This window comes from Streptomyces sp. NPDC017095 (assembly GCF_044332325.1).
Taxonomy (GTDB): domain Bacteria; phylum Actinomycetota; class Actinomycetes; order Streptomycetales; family Streptomycetaceae; genus Streptomyces.
Genome location: NZ_JBIROU010000007.1, coordinates 320156 through 336757, shown reverse-complemented (window position 1 = coordinate 336757; position 16602 = coordinate 320156). Strand labels below are relative to the sequence as shown.

Sequence of the window (16602 nt, the reverse complement as noted above, 5' to 3'; positions counted from 1 at the left end):
GGACTCAGGAGCCGGTGCTGCCGAACTCACGCTCCAGGGAGGCGATCTGGTTGGATCCGAGACCGCGCACGCGACGGCTCTCGGAGATGCCCAGACGCTCCATGATCTGCTTGGCGCGGACCTTGCCCACGCCCGGCAGGGACTCCAGCAGCGCGGAGACCTTCATCTTGCCGATGACGTCGTTTTCCTGGCCCTGCTTGATCACCTCGTGCAGGGAGGCGCCGGAGTGCTTGAGTCGATTCTTGACCTCGGCCCGCTCCCGGCGAGCCGCGGCGGCCTTTTCGAGCGCGGCTGCGCGCTGTTCAGGGGTAAGGGGCGGAAGAGCCACGCCTACGTCACCTCGGATGTCGAACTGTCGGATACGGACCGGTGAGGAACCTAGTCGCCCCACACCTGGGGAGTTACGAGCAACACACTTACCCGTTCCCTCTGCTCGGAGACTAGCGGGCTAGTCCGCCAGAGTCAGCGAGAACAGCGGAAAAGTCCTGGTCAGCCTCCGTCAGGCCAGACATTTGGGACATAATGCCCTCGATTTGAGGATGTATCCATGCTCAAGCCGGCAGGATGCCGCCCAGCCGGGCCCGCCGCCGGGGCTCAGACCCCGGCGACGGCCGCCCGGATCTGCGCCGCGAACCGCTCGGCCGCCCCGCGCAGCGCGCTGACGTCGGGACCGTGACGAAGGACACCCCGGCTGACGTTCGGCACGACGTTGCGCACCGCCGCGCCGAACACGCCGGGCAGGTCCGCGGGCGTCGCGCCCTGGGCACCGATGCCGGGCGCGAGCAGCGGGCCGCCCATGTCCAGGTCGTAGGAGGACAGATCGCCGAGCGTGGCGCCGACCACCGCGCCGAAGGAGCCGAGCGGCTCCTCGCCCGCGTTCTCGGCCGCCAGATGGGCCAGCATGGCCGCGCCCACGGTCCGGCCGTCCGCGCGCACCGCGTGCTGCACCTCGCCGCCCTCCGGGTTCGAGGTCAGCGCCAGCACGAACAGCCCGGCACCGCTCTGCCGGGCCAGTGCCACGGCCGGGGCGAGCGCGCCGTAGCCGAGGTACGGCGAGACGGTCAGGGCGTCGGAGAACAGCGGGGCGTCCGGGTGCAGGAACGCCTCGGCGTAGGCGGCCATGGTGGAGCCGATGTCGCCGCGCTTGGCGTCCATCACCACCAGGGCGCCGGCCGCGCGCGCCTCCTGGACCGACTTCTCCAGGACGGCGAGGCCGCGCGAGCCGAACCGCTCGAAGAAGGCGCTCTGCGGCTTCAGCACGGCCACCCGGCCGGCCAGCGCCTCCACCACCGTGCGGCTGAACCGCTCCAGACCGGCCACGTCGTCCGCCAGGCCCCATTCGGCGAGCAGCGAGGCGTGCGGGTCGATGCCGACGCACAGCGGGCCGCGCTCGTCCATGGCGCGGCGCAACCGGGCGCCGAAGGGCTCCAACGGGCTCATGCGGGCTTCCTCACGTCGGCGCCGACCGCGTCGGCGAGGGTGGCGTACGGGCTGGTGCGCAGCCGGGCGGCGAGGCCCTTGTGCAGGGACCGGCACCAGAAGGGGCCCTCGTAGATGAAGGCGCTGTAGCCCTGGACCAGCGTCGCACCGGCCAGGATGCGCTGCCAGGCGTCCTCGGCGCTCTCCACGCCGCCGACGCCCACCAGGGTGAGCCGGTCGCCCACGCGCGCGTACAGGCGGCGCAGGACCTCCAGGGAGCGCTCCTTGAGCGGCGCCCCGGACAGCCCGCCGGTCTCCCGCACCAGCGCGGGCGCGGAGCGCAGGCCGAGGCTCTCGCGGGCGATGGTGGTGTTGGTGGCGATGATGCCGTCCAAGCCCAGTTCCACGGCCAGGTCGGCGACCGCGTCGATGTCCTCGTCGGCGAGGTCGGGGGCGATCTTCACCAGCAGCGGCACGCGCCGGCCGGTCACCGCGCGGTCGGCGGCCTCGCGCACGGCGGTCAGCAGCGGGCGCAGGTGGTCCACCGCCTGGAGGTCGCGCAGGCCGGGCGTGTTGGGCGAGGAGACGTTGACGACCAGGTAGTCCGCGTACGGCGCGAGCCGCTCGGCCGACTTCACGTAGTCGGCGACGGCCTCCGCCTCGGGGACGGCCTTGGTCTTGCCGATGTTGACGCCGACGACGGTCCTGAAGACCGGCTCACGGGCGGCCAGGCGGGCGGCGACGGCCAGCGAGCCGTCGTTGTTGAAGCCCATGCGGTTGATCAGCGCCCGGTCCGCCACCAGGCGGAACAGCCGCTTTTTGGGGTTGCCGGGCTGCGGCTCCCCGGTCACCGTGCCGATCTCGACGTGGTCGAAGCCCAGCATCGACATGCCGTCGATGGCGACGGCGTTCTTGTCGAAGCCGGCGGCGAGCCCGAACGGGCCGTGCATCCGCAGCCCGAACGCCTCGGTGCGCAGTTCCTTGTGGCGGGGCGCCAGGGCGGCCGCGGCGAAGGTGCGCAGGCCGGGCACGCGGACGGCCAGACGGATCCAGCGGAAGGCCAGGTGGTGGGCGCGCTCGGGGTCCATGCGGCGGAAGACGAGGTTGAAGAAGATCTTGTACATGGTGTCCTCGTGAAGAGGGGGACACCGTTTGACGGTGTCCCCCTCGGGGCGGGCTGCTAGTCGCGGGCCGCGGTCAGGTGTTCCGCGTGTTCCTGGAGCGAGCGGACGCCCACGTCGCCGCGGTTGAGGGCGTCGATGCCCTGGACGGCCGCGGCGAGCGCCTGGACGGTCGTCAGGCACGGCACCGAGCGGGCGACGGCCGCGGTACGGATGTCGTAGCCGTCGAGGCGGCCACCGGTGCCGTACGGGGTGTTGACGATGAGGTCGACCTCGCCGTCGTGGATGAGCTGGACGATCGTCCGCTCGCCGTTCGGGCCGGTGCCCTCGGACTGCTTGCGCACCACGGTGGCGTTGATGCCGTTGCGCTTGAGGACCTCGGCGGTGCCGGAGGTGGCGAGCAGCTCGAAGCCGTGGGCGACCAGCTCGCGCGCCGGGAAGATCATCGAGCGCTTGTCGCGGTTGGCGACCGAGATGAACGCGCGGCCCTTGGTGGGCAGCGGCCCGTAGGCGCCCGCCTGCGACTTGGCGTACGCCGTGCCGAAGACGGAGTCGATGCCCATGACCTCGCCGGTGGAGCGCATCTCCGGGCCGAGGACGGTGTCCACGCCGCGGCCCTGGATGTCGCGGAAGCGCGACCACGGCAGGACGGCCTCCTTGACCGAGATCGGCGCGTCCAGCGGCAGCTCGCCGCCGTCCCCCGTCTTCGGCAGCAGGCCCTCGGCGCGCAGCTCGGCGATGGTCGTGCCCAGCGAGATCCGGGCGGCGGCCTTGGCCAGCGGCACGGCGGTCGCCTTGGAGGTGAAGGGGACCGTGCGCGAGGCGCGCGGGTTGGCCTCCAGGACGTAGAGGATGTCGCCGGCCATCGCGAACTGGATGTTGATCAGGCCGCGCACGCCGACGCCCTTGGCGATGGCCTCGGTGGAGGCGCGCAGGCGCTTGATGTCGAAGCCGCCGAGGGTGATCGGGGGCAGCGCGCACGCCGAGTCGCCGGAGTGGATGCCGGCCTCCTCGATGTGCTCCATCACACCGCCGAGGTACAGCTCCTCGCCGTCGTAGAGCGCGTCGACGTCGATCTCGATGGCGTCGTCCAGGAAGCGGTCGACGAGGACCGGCCGGGAGGGGCTGATCTCGGTGGACTCGGCGATGTAGGAGGCGAGGCGGGTCTCGTCGTAGACGATCTCCATGCCACGGCCGCCGAGCACGTACGAGGGCCGGACCAGGACCGGGTAGCCGATCTCGTCGGCGATGACCTTGGCCTCCTGGAAGGTGGTGGCCGTGCCGTGCTTGGGGGCCGGCAGGCCCGCCTCGGCGAGGACGCGGCCGAAGGCGCCGCGGTCCTCGGCCGCGTGGATGGCCTCCGGAGGGGTGCCGACGATCGGCACGCCGTTGTCCTTCAGGGCCTGCGCGAGGCCCAGCGGGGTCTGGCCGCCGAGCTGGACGACGACGCCCGCGACCGGGCCTGCCTGCTGCTCCGCGTGGACGATCTCCAGCACGTCCTCCAGCGTCAGCGGCTCGAAGTACAGGCGGTCGGAGGTGTCGTAGTCCGTGGAGACGGTCTCCGGGTTGCAGTTGACCATCACGGTCTCGTACCCGGCGTCGGCCAGCGCGAAGGAGGCGTGGACGCAGGAGTAGTCGAACTCGATGCCCTGGCCGATGCGGTTCGGGCCGGAGCCCAGGATGATGACGGCCGGCTTCTCGCGCGGCGCGACCTCGGTCTCCTCGTCGTAGGAGGAGTAGAAGTACGGCGTCTTCGCGGCGAACTCGGCGGCGCAGGTGTCGACCGTCTTGTAGACCGGGCGGATGCCGAGGGCGTGCCGGACCTCGCGGACGACGTCCTCGCGCAGGCCGCGGATCTCGCCGATCTGCTGGTCGGAGAAGCCGTGCCGCTTGGCCTCGTCGATCAGGCCGGCGGTCAGCTCGGGCGCCTCGGCCAGCTCGTCCGCGATCTCCTTGATCAGGAAGAGCTGGTCCACGAACCAGGGGTCGATCCTCGTGTGGGCGAACACCTCCTCGGGCGTGGCACCGGCGCGGATGGCCCGCATGACGGTGTTGATCCGGCCGTCGGTGGGGCGGCGGGACTCCTCCAGCAGAGTGTCCTTGTCGCCCGGGTCGCCGACGAAGGTGAACTGGCTGCCCTTCTTCTCCAGGGAGCGCAGCGCCTTCTGGAAGGCCTCGGGGAAGTTGCGGCCGATGGCCATGGCCTCGCCGACCGACTTCATGGTGGTGGTCAGCGAGGAGTCGGCCTGCGGGAACTTCTCGAAGGCGAACCGCGGGGCCTTGACGACCACGTAGTCCAGGGTCGGCTCGAAGGAGGCCGGGGTCTCGGCGGTGATGTCGTTCGGGATCTCGTCCAGCGTGTAGCCGACGGCCAGCTTGGCGGCGATCTTGGCGATCGGGAAGCCGGTCGCCTTGGAGGCCAGCGCGGAGGAGCGCGACACGCGCGGGTTCATCTCGATGACGATGACCCGGCCGTCCTCGGGGTCGACCGCGAACTGGATGTTGCAGCCGCCGGTGTCGACGCCGACCTCGCGGATGACGGCGATGCCGACGTCCCGCAGGATCTGGTATTCGCGGTCGGTCAGGGTCATCGCGGGCGCGACGGTGATGGAGTCACCGGTGTGCACGCCCATCGGGTCGAAGTTCTCGATGGAGCAGACGACCACGACGTTGTCGTTCTTGTCGCGCATCAGCTCCAGCTCGTACTCCTTCCAGCCGAGGATGGACTCCTCCAGGAGCACCTCGGTGGTCGGGGAGAGCGTGAGGCCCTGGCCGGCGATGCGGCGCAGCTCCTCCTCGTCGTGCGCGAAGCCGGAGCCGGCGCCGCCCATGGTGAAGGACGGGCGGACGACCACCGGGTAGCCGCCGAGGGTCTCGACGCCCTGGAGGACGTCGTCCATGGAGTGGCAGATGACCGAGCGGGCGGACTCGCCGTGCCCGATCTTCTTGCGGACCTCCTCCACGACCGCCTTGAACTGGTCGCGGTCCTCGCCCTTGTGGATGGCCTCGGGCTTGGCGCCGATCAGCTCCACGCCGTACTTGGCGAGGACGCCGTTGTCGTGCAGCGAGATCGCGGTGTTCAGGGCCGTCTGGCCGCCCAGGGTGGGCAGCAGGGCGTCCGGGCGCTCCTTGGCGATGATCTTCTCGACGAACTCGGGCGTGATCGGCTCGACATAGGTGGCGTCGGCGATCTCCGGGTCGGTCATGATCGTCGCCGGGTTGGAGTTGACCAGGACCACGCGCAGGCCCTCGGCCTTGAGCACGCGGCAGGCCTGGGTGCCGGAGTAGTCGAACTCGGCGGCCTGGCCGATGACGATCGGGCCGGAGCCGATGACCAGGACGGACTGGATATCGGTGCGCTTAGGCACGCTGGCCCTCCATCAGGGAAACGAAGCGGTCGAACAGGTAGGCGGCGTCGTGCGGACCGGCTGCCGCTTCGGGGTGGTACTGGACGGAGAAGGCGGGCTGGTCGAGCAGCTGGAGCCCCTCCACGACGTCGTCGTTCAGGCAGACGTGCGAGACCTCGGCGCGGCCGAACCTCGTCTCGCTGACCCGGTCGAGCGGCGCGTCCACGGCGAAGCCGTGGTTGTGCGCGGTGACCTCGACCTTGCCGGTCGTACGGTCCTGCACCGGCTGGTTGATGCCCCGGTGGCCGTACTTCAGCTTGTAGGTGCCGAAGCCGAGGGCGCGGCCGAGGATCTGGTTGCCGAAGCAGATGCCGAACAGCGGGGTCCGGCGCTCCAGGACGGCGGTCATCAGCGCGACCGGGCCGTCGGCGGTGGCCGGGTCGCCGGGGCCGTTGGAGAAGAAGACGCCGTCCGGCTCGACGGCGTAGACGTCGTCGGGGGTGGCGGTGGCGGGCAGGACGTGCACCTCGATGCCGCGCTCGGCCATGCGGTGCGGGGTCATGCCCTTGATGCCGAGGTCGACGGCGGCGACGGTGAACCGCTTCTCGCCGACCGCCGGGACGACGTACGCCTCCTTGGTGGCGACCTCCTCGTACAGGCTCGCGCCCTTCATCTGCGGCTGGGCCTGCACGCGCGCCAGCAGCTCGCTGTCCGGGGCGAGGGCCGTGCCGGAGAAGACGCCGGCCCGCATCGAGCCGCGCTCGCGCAGGTGGCGGGTGAGGGCGCGGGTGTCGATGCCGGAGATGCCGACCACGCCCTGGCGCTCCAGCTCGTCGTCCAGGGAGCGCGTGGCCCGCCAGTTGGACGGCACCCGCGAGGGGTCGCGCACGACGTAACCGGAGACCCAGATGCGGCCCGACTCGTCGTCCTCGTCGTTCCAGCCGGTGTTGCCGATCTGGGGAGCGGTCGCGACGACGATCTGCCGGTCGTACGACGGATCGGTGAGGGTCTCCTGGTAGCCGGTCATGCCGGTGGAGAACACGGCCTCGCCGAAGGTCTCCCCCACGGCCCCGTAGGCGCGGCCGCGGAAGATGCGGCCGTCCTCCAGGACGAGTACGGCGGGAACCCTGGCGGCTCCCCTGGTGGAGGTCGTCATCGTGCGCCTTCCGTGTCGTTGGTCATCTTGTTCAGGGTGTCGGCCCACTCGGCGTGCTCGGCCGAGCGGTCCGAGCGGAATCCGGAGTCGATCAGTCTGTCGCCGTGCTGCCAGGTCACCACCAGCAGTCCGCCCTCGGTGAGGACCTTGCCGGCGATGCCCTTGTCCAGGCGGGCGCCGCGCAGGGCGGCCACGGGGACGAAGAAGTCGGTGGCGCCGGGGCGCTCGACCTCCAGGCCCGCGTCGGTCAGGGTCAGCTCGGCCCGGCTGCGGGTGCCGAGCCCGTGGGCCACGATGCGGTCCAGCCACTGCCCGGCGGTGGTGGAGCCGTGGTAGCGGCCGCTCATGCTCAGTCTGGCCGGGCCGGTGTCCTGCGGCGCGCCGGGCAGGGCCGGCAGGTCGCCCTGGAGGGTGCCGCGCCACTTCCAGCCCTCGCGCATCAGCCAGTAGAGGAGCGCGATGAACAGGAGCAGCCCGACGAGCCAGCCGATCCGGGCCCCCCAGTCGGTGACCTCGGCCGACTTCTTCGCCTCGGCCAGCAGGATTACAGGTGTCACGTGAGCTTCCCGTCGACGAGCGTGGCCTTGCCCCGCAGCCAGGTGTGCGTCACACGGCCCGGCAGCTCACGTCCCTCGTACGGGGTGTTGCGGCTGCGCGAGGCGAAGCCCGCGGGGTCCACCGGACCACGGTATGCCGTGTCGACCAGGGTGAGGTTGGCGGGCTCACCAGCCGAGACGGGGCGGCCGTGGCCGGTGGCCCGGCCGATCCGCGCCGGCTTGACGGACATGCGGTCGGCCACGCCGGCCCAGTCCAGCAGGCCCGTGTCGACCATGGTCTCCTGGACCACCGACAGCGCGGTCTCCAGGCCGACCATGCCCATGGCGGCGGCGGCCCACTCGCAGTCCTTGTCCTCGTGCGGGTGCGGGGCGTGGTCGGTGGCGACGATGTCGATCGTGCCGTCGGCGAGCGCCTCGCGCAGGGCCAGCACGTCGCGCTCGGTGCGCAGCGGCGGGTTGACCTTGTAGACGGGGTTGTAGGTGCGCACCAGCTCGTCGGTGAGGAGCAGGTGGTGCGGGGTGACCTCGGCGGTGACCTGAATGCCGCGGGACTTGGCCCAGCGGACGATCTCGACGCTGCCGGCGGTCGAGAGGTGGCAGATGTGGACGCGGGAGCCGACGTGCTCGGCGAGCAGCACGTCCCGGGCGATGACCGACTCCTCGGCGACGGCGGGCCAGCCGCCCAGGCCCAGCTCGGCGGAGACGACGCCCTCGTTCATCTGGGCGCCCTCGGTCAGCCGCGGCTCCTGCGCGTGCTGGGCGACGACCCCGTCGAAGGCCTTCACGTACTCCAGGGCGCGGCGCATGATCACCGCGTCGTCCACGCACTTGCCGTCGTCGGAGAAGACGGTGACGCCGGCCGCGGACTCGTGCATGGCGCCCAGCTCGGCCAGCTTGCGGCCCTCCAGGCCGACGGTGACGGCGCCGATGGGCCGCACGTCGCAGTAGCCGTGCTCCTTGCCCAGCCGCCAGACCTGCTCGACCACGCCGGCGGTGTCGGCGACGGGGAAGGTGTTGGCCATGGCGAACACGGCCGTGAAGCCGCCGCTCGCCGCCGCGCGGGTGCCGGTCAGCACCGTCTCGGAGTCCTCGCGGCCCGGCTCGCGCAGATGGGTGTGCAGGTCGACCAGGCCCGGCAGCAGTACCTTGCCGCCGGCCTCGACCACCTCCGCGCCCTCGGCGGACAGCCCCGCGCCGACCTCGGCGATGGTCTCGCCGTCGATCAGCACGTCCTGCGGCTCGCCGCCGAGCACCTTCGCACCACGGATCAGGATCTTGCTCATGGTCTTACTTCTCCTCGGTACGAGAGTGGGTGACGGCGGGCTCGTTGCCACCGAGCAGCAGGTACAGCACGGCCATCCGGATGGAGACGCCGTTGGCGACCTGCTCGACGGCGGTGCAGCGGCCGGAGTCGGCGACCTCGGCGGTGATCTCCATGCCGCGCACCATCGGGCCGGGGTGCATCACGACGGCGTGCCCGGGCAGCCGCGCCATGCGGTCGCCGTCCAGGCCGTAGCGGCGCGCGTACTCGCGCTCGGTGGGGAAGAAGGCCGCGTTCATGCGCTCGCGCTGCACGCGGAGCATCATCACGGCGTCGCACTTGGGCAGGGCGCTGTCGAGGTCGTACGACACCGCGCACGGCCAGCTCTCGACGCCGACCGGCACCAGGGTGGGCGGGGCGACCAGGGTGACCTCGGCGCCGAGGGTGTGCAGCAGGTCGACGTTGGAGCGGGCGACCCGGCTGTGCAGGACGTCGCCGACGATGGTGATCCGCTTGCCGGACAGGTCCTGGCCGAGCCCGGCGTCCCGGCCGATCAGCCGGCGGCGCAGGGTGAAGGCGTCCAGCAGGGCCTGGGTGGGGTGCTGGTGGGTGCCGTCGCCGGCGTTGATGACGGCCGCGTCGATCCAGCCGGAGTTGGCGAGCCGGTACGGGGCCCCGGAGGCGCCGTGCCGGATGACCACGGCGTCGACGCCCATGGCCTCCAGGGTCTGGGCGGTGTCCTTCAGGGACTCGCCCTTGGACACCGAGGAGCCCTTGGCGGAGAAGTTGATGACGTCCGCGGACAGCCGCTTCTCGGCGGCCTCGAAGGAGATCCGGGTGCGCGTGGAGTCCTCGAAGAAGAGGTTGACGATCGTCCGGCCGCGCAGGGTCGGCAGCTTCTTGATCGGCCGGTCCGCGACCCGGGCCATCTCCTCGGCGGTGTCGAGGATCAGGACGGCGTCGTCGCGGGTGAGGTCGGCGGCCGAGATGAGATGACGCTGCATCTGACAGGCTCCGTAAGGCAGTTCATTCGGGAGATTTCGGGCAGGCAGGCGCAGGCCGTGACACGCGGGGGCGTGCCGTGCGCCCGGCGTGCTACTGAGCGGCCGGCTTCACACCGAGCAGCACGGTGTCGCGACCGTCCTCCTCGGCGAGCTGGACCTTGACCGTCTCCCGCAGCGACGTGGGGAGGTTCTTGCCGACGTAGTCGGCGCGGATGGGCAGTTCGCGGTGGCCGCGGTCGACCAGCACGGCGAGCTGCACCGCGCGCGGGCGGCCGATGTCGTTCAGGGCGTCCAGGGCGGCGCGGATGGTGCGGCCGGAGAAGAGCACGTCGTCGACGAGGACGACGAGCTTGCCGTCGATGCCGTCACCGGGGATCTCCGTGCGGGCCAGCGCACGCGGCGGGTGCATGCGCAGGTCGTCGCGGTACATGGTGATGTCGAGCGAGCCGACCGGAACGGTGCGGTCGGTGATCTGCGCCAGCTTGTCGGCGAGCCGCCGGGCGAGGAAGACGCCCCGGGTCGGAATGCCGAGGAGCACCACGTCGTCGGCGCCCTTGGCGCGTTCGACGATCTCGTGGGCGATGCGGGTCAGCACCCGCGCGATGTCGGGGCCTTCGAGTACGGGCCGCGCGTCGGTCGCGTGCGGATGTGTGGGCGTGTCGTGCGTGTCCATACGAAACGGACCTCCTTCTCCGCCTCACGGGACGGACCTTAAAGGACGTCGTAATTGCGCCATCCACCGTAGCAGGTCATCCGGCGTCCTCTTGTCACCCGCTTGGCGTAACGGGCGGCCACCGGCACGGAAGAGTCGGTGTGGACCATCCGGCTTGACGCAGCAGAGTCACGCTGCGTAACCTCACAGTGAGTTACCAGCCGCGGCGGGAAAACAGCCGGCCGCGTCGACACAGTGTCCGGGGAGCCATATGTCCAGCGAATACGCCAAACAGCTCGGGGCCAAGCTCCGGGCCATCCGCACCCAGCAGGGCCTTTCCCTCCACGGTGTCGAGGAGAAGTCCCAGGGTCGCTGGAAGGCCGTGGTGGTCGGTTCGTACGAGCGCGGCGACCGTGCCGTGACCGTTCAGCGGCTGGCCGAGCTGGCCGATTTCTATGGCGTTCCGGTCCAGGAACTCCTGCCGGGCACCACGCCGGGCGGCGCCGCCGAGCCGCCGCCGAAGCTGGTCCTGGACCTGGAGCGGCTGGCCACGGTGCCGGCCGAGAAGGCGGGCCCCCTCCAGCGCTACGCGGCGACGATCCAGTCGCAGCGCGGTGACTACAACGGCAAGGTGCTCTCGATCCGCCAGGACGACCTGCGCACACTCGCCGTGATCTACGACCAGTCGCCCTCGGTCCTCACCGAGCAGCTGATCAGCTGGGGCGTGCTGGACGCGGACGCGCGCCGCGCGGTCGCCACGCACGAAGAGGCGTAACCGCTCCCACGAATTCAGCAGAAACGTGCCGCCGGGGTGGCTGGAACTTAACGGTTCCGGCCGCCCCGGCGGCTTTCTGCGGCCGTACGGGCACCTCCCCGGGCAACCGGGCCCTGCCTGCCCCGCGAAGGGACGGCACGGCGCGCCAGGGAGCCACACGGCACGCCCGACGGGGGCGGGGTATGCCGAAGGGGCGCCGGGAACCGAGCCGGCCGACGACGACGCTCGGGTCGTCCCTGGCCGGCCGTGGTCCCACGGCGCCCCTTCTCGCCGGCGCGGGCTAGGCGCGCCGCAGCGTCGGCTTGAGCTCCTTCAGCCGGCCCAGCAGGCCGTTGACGAACGACGGCGACTCGTCCGTCGAGAACTCCTTCGCCAACTGCACCATCTCGTCCAGGACGACGGCGTCCGGGGTCTCGTCGACCCAGATCAGCTCGTACGCGCCCAGCCGCAGGATGTTGCGGTCGACGACCGGCATACGGTCCAGCGTCCACCCCACCGCGTACTGCGAGATCAGCTCGTCGATCCGCCGCGCGTGCTCGGCGTAGCCCTCGACCAGCTGCATCGTGTACTCGCTGACCGGCGGCTGCCGGGTGTCGGACCGGGAGAGCCGGACCCAGTCCGCGAGGACGGTCAGGACGTCGGCGTCGCGCTGGTCGCCCTCGAAGAGGATCTGGAAGGCGCGCTTGCGGGCCGTGTTGCGGGCAGCCACGGTTAGCTGTTCACCCGGCCGAGGTAGTCGCTGGTGCGGGTGTCGACCTTGATCTTCTCACCGGTGGTGATGAAGAGCGGCACCTGGATCTGGTGGCCGGTCTCCAGGGTGGCGGGCTTGGTGCCACCGGTGGAGCGGTCGCCCTGGACGCCCGGCTCGGTCTCGGCCACGGTCAGCTCGACGGCGGCCGGCAGCTCGACGAAGAGCACCTCGCCCTCGTGCTGGGCGACCGTGGCGGTGAAGCCCTCGATCAGGAAGTTGGCGGCGTCGCCGACGGCCTTGCGGTCGACCATCAGCTGGTCGTAGGTCTCCATGTCCATGAAGACGAAGTAGTCGCCGTCCATGTACGAGAACTGCATGTCGCGCTTGTCGACAGTGGCCGTCTCGACCTTGACGCCGGCGTTGAAGGTCTTGTCGACGACCTTGCCGGAGAGCACGTTCTTGAGCTTGGTGCGCACGAAGGCCGGGCCCTTGCCGGGCTTGACGTGCTGGAACTCGACGACGGACCAGAGCTGGCCGCCTTCCAGCTTGAGCACCAGGCCGTTCTTGAGGTCGTTCGTGGAAGCCACGGTTGCGGAATCTCCTGGACTGACGTACGACCCCGGGACACGCGCTACAGCGCGAGCAGCTCCTTGGTCGTGATGGTGAGTAGCTCGGGTCCGCCGTCCGCCTCGGGGCGTACGACGAGCGTGTCATCGATCCGGACACCGCCCCGTCCCGGGAGGTGGACCCCCGGTTCGACGGTGACCGGCACGCAAGCGTCCAGTTTACCCATGGCCGCGGGACCCAACTGCGGGTCCTCGTCGATTTCGAGTCCGACACCGTGTCCGGTCAGCGGTGGCAGGGCTTCCGCATAGCCCGCCGAGTCCAGCACCTGCCGGGCCGCGCGGTCCACGTCACGGCAGGCGGCACCGGGGGCGAGGGACTCCCGGCCGGCGCGCTGGGCGGCGAAGACGAGGTCGTACAGCTCGATCTGCCAGTCGGCCGGCGAGGTGCCGATGACGAAGGTGCGGCCGATCTCGCAGCGGTAGCCGCGGTAGGTGGCGCCGAGGCAGACGGAGAGGAAGTCGCCCTCCTCCACGCGCCGGTCGGTGGGCCGGTGGCCGCGCCGGCCGGCGTGCGGTCCGGTGGCCACGGAGGTGGGGAAGGCCGGGCCGTCGGCGCCGTGGTCGACCAGGCGCCGTTCCAGCTCCAGCGCGAGGTGCCGCTCGGTGCGGCCGACCAGGATGGATTCCAGCAGCTCGCCGAGGGCCTGGTCGGCGATCTCGGCGCCGATGCGCAGACAGGAGATCTCCTCCTCGTCCTTGACCACCCTCAGCTGCTCGACGGCCCCGCCGACGTCGGTGAGGCGGAGTCCGGGGGCGACGGAGGCGAGGGCGCGGTGCCGGGCCACGGTGAGGTGGTGCTCCTCGACCGCCAGGGAGTCGGCGCCCTGGGCCACGGCCAGGCCGGCCGCGGCCACCGCCGTGTCGCCGCCGTTGGCCGGCAGGACGTGCAGGCGCACGCTCTCGTCCGGTCTGCCCTCGTGGGGGCGGTCGTCCGGCGGCCCCGCGCACACCAGGAGGTCTTCCCGCCTGCCGAGCAGCAGGACGGCGTCCCGCGGGGCGGCGGCGGCGAGATAGCGGACGTTGGCCGGACGGGTGACGAGCGCTGCCGCGGTGCCGGCCGCGGTGACATGGTCCCTCAGCCGGGATCGGCGGTTCGCGTACACCTCTGACATGAGACGAGCGTAGGAGTTTTGTCCGGATTGTGCTGATTCTTGGGGGCCGAGTGGGGCTGCGGGGCAGGTGGGCGGCGGTGCCGTGCGCCGGCCGGGTGCGGGGCCGTGGGGGTGTGCCGCTAGTCGGTGGCGGTGTGCCGCTCGCTCACCAGCTCGGCGGGCTGGCTATCGCCCGCGCCAGGACCTCGTCCAGGACGCGGGCCGTCCCGGGGACGTCCAGCTGGGAGTTGTCGATGATCGGCAGGCCCGAGCCGTACCAGCCGGCCATGCGGCCGTGGATGCGGGCCACCTCCTCGTCGGTGAGGCGGCGGTTGCCGGTGCGCTCCGCGTTGCGCTCCAGGACGATGTCCAGGCCCGGCAGCAGGACCACCGGGAGCAGCCCGGGGCCGACGTGCCGCTTCCAGCCGCCGAGGCCGACGACCGGGCGGTCCGGGAAGACGGCGTCGTCCAGGATGCAGGAGATGCCGTTGGCCAGGAAGTTCCGGGCGGCGAAGCCGCAGGTGCGGCGGGCCAGGCGGTACTGGGCCTCGGAGTTCTCGTTCCAGCCGGACTGGGGGTCGGCGAAGCCGGAGCGCACCCATTCGCGCACGTCGTCCAGGCTGATGTGGGCCGTGGGCACCCGGCGGTGGTCCGCCCAGTACCTGGCGACGCTGGTCTTGCCCGCGCCGGCCGGGCCGATGAGGAGGACGGCGAGGGTGGTGGCCGTGGGGTCGGCGACCGCGCCGGGCGGCGTCGCGGGGGCGCCGGCCGGGCCGCCGGGTGGCAGCGGCACGTGACCGGTGCTATCGGGAGCCGGCGGGGCCGGTATGTGCTGCCCGGGCAGCGGTCCGGCGGGAGCCGGAAGCTGCTGCGGAGCCGGAGGCACGGCACCCGGAGGGGCCGGGGGCACGGGACCGGGCGGGGCCGGAGGCACGGAGCCCGGTGGGACCGGGGGCACAGTACCCGGTGGGACCGGGAGGCCTGGTGGCGGTGGAGGCACGGGTGCCGGGCCCGGGGAGGCTCCCGGGTGGTGTGCGGCCGCCGCCCAGCCGGCGTGCGGGCCCTGCCCCGGCTGGTGGGGCGGCGGCAGCGGAGACCCCACTGCGTGCTGCATCCGTTGCCACTCCGTCTCGTACAGGCGCTCTGCTGCCGGCGGCGGGGGCACGCCCGCGCCGCCTACCGAACGGTACCGTCCCCGGCCGTCGTTCGGTGAAACGGCCGGGGACGGCCCGAAGTGCCCGGCCCGGTACGGGACATCGCACGGAGGGGACGGAGCGTACGGAGCGGGACCTACTGCCCGACCTCGCCGTAGGCGGCCAGCAGGACCGCCGGGTCCGGGCCCTCCAGGACGGTCGGCTTGGCCAGCCCGTCCAGGACGATGAAGCGCAGCAGGTCGCCGCGGGACTTCTTGTCGACCTTCATCGTCTCCAGCAGCTTGGGCCACTGGTCGTAGCGGTAGTGCAGCGGGAGCCCGACGGACTCCAGGATGCTGCGGTGCCGGTCGGCCGTCGCGTCGTCCAGCCGGCCCGCCAGCCGGCCCAGTTCGGCGGCGAAGTGCATGCCGACCGCGACCGCGGCCCCGTGCCGCCACTTGTAGCGCTCGTTCTTCTCGATCGCGTGGCCGAGCGTGTGGCCGTAGTTCAGCATCTCCCGCGGCCCGGACTCCTTCAGGTCCGCGGAGACGACCTCCGCCTTCACCCGGATCGAGCGCTCGATCAGCTCGGCCGTGTGCGGGCCGTCCGGGGTGCGGGCGGCCTGCGGGTCGGACTCGATCAGATCCAGGATCACCGGGTCGGCGATGAACCCGGCCTTGATGACCTCGGCCAGTCCGGAGACGTAGTCGTGGACCGGCAGCGAGTCCAGCGCGGCCAGGTCGCACAGCACGCCGGCCGGCGGGTGGAAGGCGCCGACCAGGTTCTTGCCCTCCGCGGTGTTGATCCCGGTCTTGCCGCCGACCGCCGCGTCCACCATGGCCAGCACGGTGGTCGGGATCGCGATCCAGCGGACCCCGCGCAGCCAGGTGGCGGCGACGAAGCCGGCCAGGTCCGTGGTCGCGCCGCCGCCGACGCCGACGATGACGTCGGTCCGGGTGAAGCCGCACTGGCCCAGCGCCTTCCAGCAGTAGGCGGCGACCTCGGCGGTCTTGGCCTCCTCCGCGTTCGGCACCTGGACGGCGACGGCCTCGTAGCCCTGCCCGGCCAGGTCGGCGCGCAGCGCCTCACCGGTCTCGGCCAGCGCCTCCGGGTGGATCACCGCGACGCGCTTGGCCCGCCGCCCGATCAGTCCGCCCAGCTCGCCCAGCAGTTGCCGGCCCACGAGCACCTCGTACGCGTCCGTGCCCGCCGTGGCGCCCACCTGGATGCGGGTGACTGCCTCGCTCATCCTTGCTTCAACTCCAGTGCGTCCAGGACGCCGCGCAGGACCTCGTCGGGGCCGCGTCCGTCCGTCGCCACGACCGCGGTGGCGACCTCCTCGTACAGATGCCGGCGCGCCTCCATCAGCTCGCGCCACTGCTTGCGCGGGTTGACCGCGAGCAACGGGCGCGCCACGTTCAGGCCGGTGCGCCGGACGGCCTCCTCGACGTCCATCGACAGGTACACCACCCGGTGTCCGGCCAGCAGCGCCCGGGTGTCCGGGTCCAGGACCGCGCCGCCGCCCAGCGACAGCACGCCCCGGTGTGCGGCGAGCGCCGCGCGCACCGCCGCCTTCTCCTTGGCGCGGAAGGCCGCCTCGCCCTCGTCGACGAAGATCTCGGCGATGGTCCGGTCCTCGGCGGCCTCGATGTCGTCGTCGGTGTCCCGGTAGGCGACGTCCAGGTGCCCGGCGAGGAGCCGGCCCACCGTGGACTTGCCCACGCCCATCGGGCCGACCAGGACGACCACGGGGGCCCCGCCCACCTCGC

Annotated in this window: 16 protein-coding genes; 1 reads left to right on the top strand and 15 read right to left on the bottom strand. The window is 71.9% G+C overall.

All coding sequences use genetic code 11. The annotated features are described in order from the left end of the window. Nucleotides 1–4: 4 nt before the first annotated feature. From ACH4OA_RS16845 to pyrR, 9 genes are all read right to left on the bottom strand, one after another. Nucleotides 5–328, bottom strand: coding sequence for an integration host factor (locus ACH4OA_RS16845; protein ID WP_003977346.1), 324 nt, complete (start codon nt 326–328; stop codon nt 5–7). A gap of 266 nt (nt 329–594) precedes the next feature. Beyond that, nucleotides 595–1440, bottom strand: coding sequence for an orotidine-5'-phosphate decarboxylase (gene pyrF, locus ACH4OA_RS16840; protein WP_365875694.1), 846 nt, complete (start codon nt 1438–1440; stop codon nt 595–597). After that, a complete protein-coding gene (locus tag ACH4OA_RS16835; protein ID WP_397936876.1) occupies nt 1437–2543 on the bottom strand; it encodes a quinone-dependent dihydroorotate dehydrogenase in 1107 nt (368 codons plus the stop codon). Before ACH4OA_RS16835 ends, pyrF begins: the two co-directional genes overlap by 4 nt. A gap of 56 nt (nt 2544–2599) precedes the next feature. Then, nucleotides 2600–5908: a carbamoyl-phosphate synthase large subunit gene (gene carB / locus ACH4OA_RS16830; RefSeq protein ID WP_397936878.1), complete on the bottom strand. Its 3309-nt coding sequence runs from the start codon at nt 5906–5908 to the stop codon at nt 2600–2602. Next, on the bottom strand, nt 5901–7043 hold the full coding sequence (carA, locus tag ACH4OA_RS16825; protein ID WP_397936880.1) for a glutamine-hydrolyzing carbamoyl-phosphate synthase small subunit: 1143 nt from the start codon (nt 7041–7043) through the stop codon (nt 5901–5903). Before carA ends, carB begins: the two co-directional genes overlap by 8 nt. Beyond that, nucleotides 7040–7600 (bottom strand): hypothetical protein, encoded by a 561-nt coding sequence (locus ACH4OA_RS16820; RefSeq protein ID WP_365875686.1) that lies wholly within the window; start codon nt 7598–7600, stop codon nt 7040–7042. Before ACH4OA_RS16820 ends, carA begins: the two co-directional genes overlap by 4 nt. Next, the gene (locus ACH4OA_RS16815; protein ID WP_365875684.1) at nt 7597–8883 is read right to left on the bottom strand and encodes a dihydroorotase; all 1287 of its coding nucleotides are present in this window, start codon (nt 8881–8883) and stop codon (nt 7597–7599) included. The genes ACH4OA_RS16820 and ACH4OA_RS16815 overlap by 4 nt, the downstream gene beginning before the upstream one ends. Nucleotides 8884–8887: 4 nt before the next feature. Beyond that, entirely contained in the window at nt 8888–9865 is a 978-nt protein-coding gene (locus tag ACH4OA_RS16810; protein ID WP_365875682.1) for an aspartate carbamoyltransferase catalytic subunit, read from the bottom strand. A 91-nt stretch (nt 9866–9956) separates the two neighbouring features. After that, complete coding sequence (pyrR, locus tag ACH4OA_RS16805) at nt 9957–10538, bottom strand: bifunctional pyr operon transcriptional regulator/uracil phosphoribosyltransferase PyrR (RefSeq protein ID WP_397969543.1); 582 nt, start codon at nt 10536–10538, stop codon at nt 9957–9959. Between the two features lie 250 nt (nt 10539–10788). Between pyrR and bldD the strand changes: the two genes are divergently transcribed. Beyond that, a complete protein-coding gene (gene bldD, locus ACH4OA_RS16800) occupies nt 10789–11292 on the top strand; it encodes a transcriptional regulator BldD (RefSeq protein ID WP_014671524.1) in 504 nt (167 codons plus the stop codon). Between the two features lie 280 nt (nt 11293–11572). On the opposite strand, the gene nusB is transcribed toward bldD, so the two are convergent. The 6 genes from nusB to ACH4OA_RS16770 all read right to left on the bottom strand — a co-directional run bounded on the left by nusB (nt 11573) and on the right by ACH4OA_RS16770 (nt 16597). After that, nucleotides 11573–12001: a transcription antitermination factor NusB gene (nusB, locus tag ACH4OA_RS16795; RefSeq protein ID WP_365875678.1), complete on the bottom strand. Its 429-nt coding sequence runs from the start codon at nt 11999–12001 to the stop codon at nt 11573–11575. Nucleotides 12002–12003: 2 nt separating this feature from the next. Then, nucleotides 12004–12570, bottom strand: coding sequence for an elongation factor P (efp, locus tag ACH4OA_RS16790; protein ID WP_365875676.1), 567 nt, complete (start codon nt 12568–12570; stop codon nt 12004–12006). 44 nt (nt 12571–12614) lie between these two features. Continuing rightward, nucleotides 12615–13721 (bottom strand): aminopeptidase P family protein, encoded by a 1107-nt coding sequence (locus ACH4OA_RS16785; RefSeq protein WP_365875674.1) that lies wholly within the window; start codon nt 13719–13721, stop codon nt 12615–12617. A gap of 145 nt (nt 13722–13866) precedes the next feature. Next, nucleotides 13867–14814: a Pro-rich N-terminal domain-containing protein gene (locus ACH4OA_RS16780; protein ID WP_397969541.1), complete on the bottom strand. Its 948-nt coding sequence runs from the start codon at nt 14812–14814 to the stop codon at nt 13867–13869. Between the two features lie 176 nt (nt 14815–14990). Beyond that, nucleotides 14991–16082, bottom strand: a complete 1092-nt coding sequence (aroB, locus tag ACH4OA_RS16775; RefSeq protein ID WP_365875670.1) for a 3-dehydroquinate synthase — start codon at nt 16080–16082, stop codon at nt 14991–14993. Next, complete coding sequence (locus ACH4OA_RS16770) at nt 16079–16597, bottom strand: shikimate kinase (RefSeq protein WP_397969539.1); 519 nt, start codon at nt 16595–16597, stop codon at nt 16079–16081. The genes aroB and ACH4OA_RS16770 overlap by 4 nt, the downstream gene beginning before the upstream one ends. Nucleotides 16598–16602: the final 5 nt, after the last annotated feature.

Bases quoted from the DNA above. Each gene is read 5' to 3' on its own strand.
- pyrF (WP_365875694.1), bottom strand. From the start codon at position 1,440: ATGAGCCCGTTGGAGCCCTTCGGCGCCCGGTTGCGCCGCGCCATGGAC.
- ACH4OA_RS16835 (WP_397936876.1), bottom strand. From the start codon at position 2,543: ATGTACAAGATCTTCTTCAACCTCGTCTTCCGCCGCATGGACCCCGAG.
- carA (WP_397936880.1), bottom strand. From the start codon at position 7,043: ATGACGACCTCCACCAGGGGAGCCGCCAGGGTTCCCGCCGTACTCGTC.
- ACH4OA_RS16815 (WP_365875684.1), bottom strand. From the start codon at position 8,883: ATGAGCAAGATCCTGATCCGTGGTGCGAAGGTGCTCGGCGGCGAGCCG.
- ACH4OA_RS16810 (WP_365875682.1), bottom strand. From the start codon at position 9,865: ATGCAGCGTCATCTCATCTCGGCCGCCGACCTCACCCGCGACGACGCC.
- pyrR (WP_397969543.1), bottom strand. From the start codon at position 10,538: ATGGACACGCACGACACGCCCACACATCCGCACGCGACCGACGCGCGG.
- bldD (WP_014671524.1), top strand. From the start codon at position 10,789: ATGTCCAGCGAATACGCCAAACAGCTCGGGGCCAAGCTCCGGGCCATC.
- ACH4OA_RS16785 (WP_365875674.1), bottom strand. From the start codon at position 13,721: ATGTCAGAGGTGTACGCGAACCGCCGATCCCGGCTGAGGGACCATGTC.
- ACH4OA_RS16780 (WP_397969541.1), bottom strand. From the start codon at position 14,814: ATGCAGCACGCAGTGGGGTCTCCGCTGCCGCCGCCCCACCAGCCGGGG.
- aroB (WP_365875670.1), bottom strand. From the start codon at position 16,082: ATGAGCGAGGCAGTCACCCGCATCCAGGTGGGCGCCACGGCGGGCACG.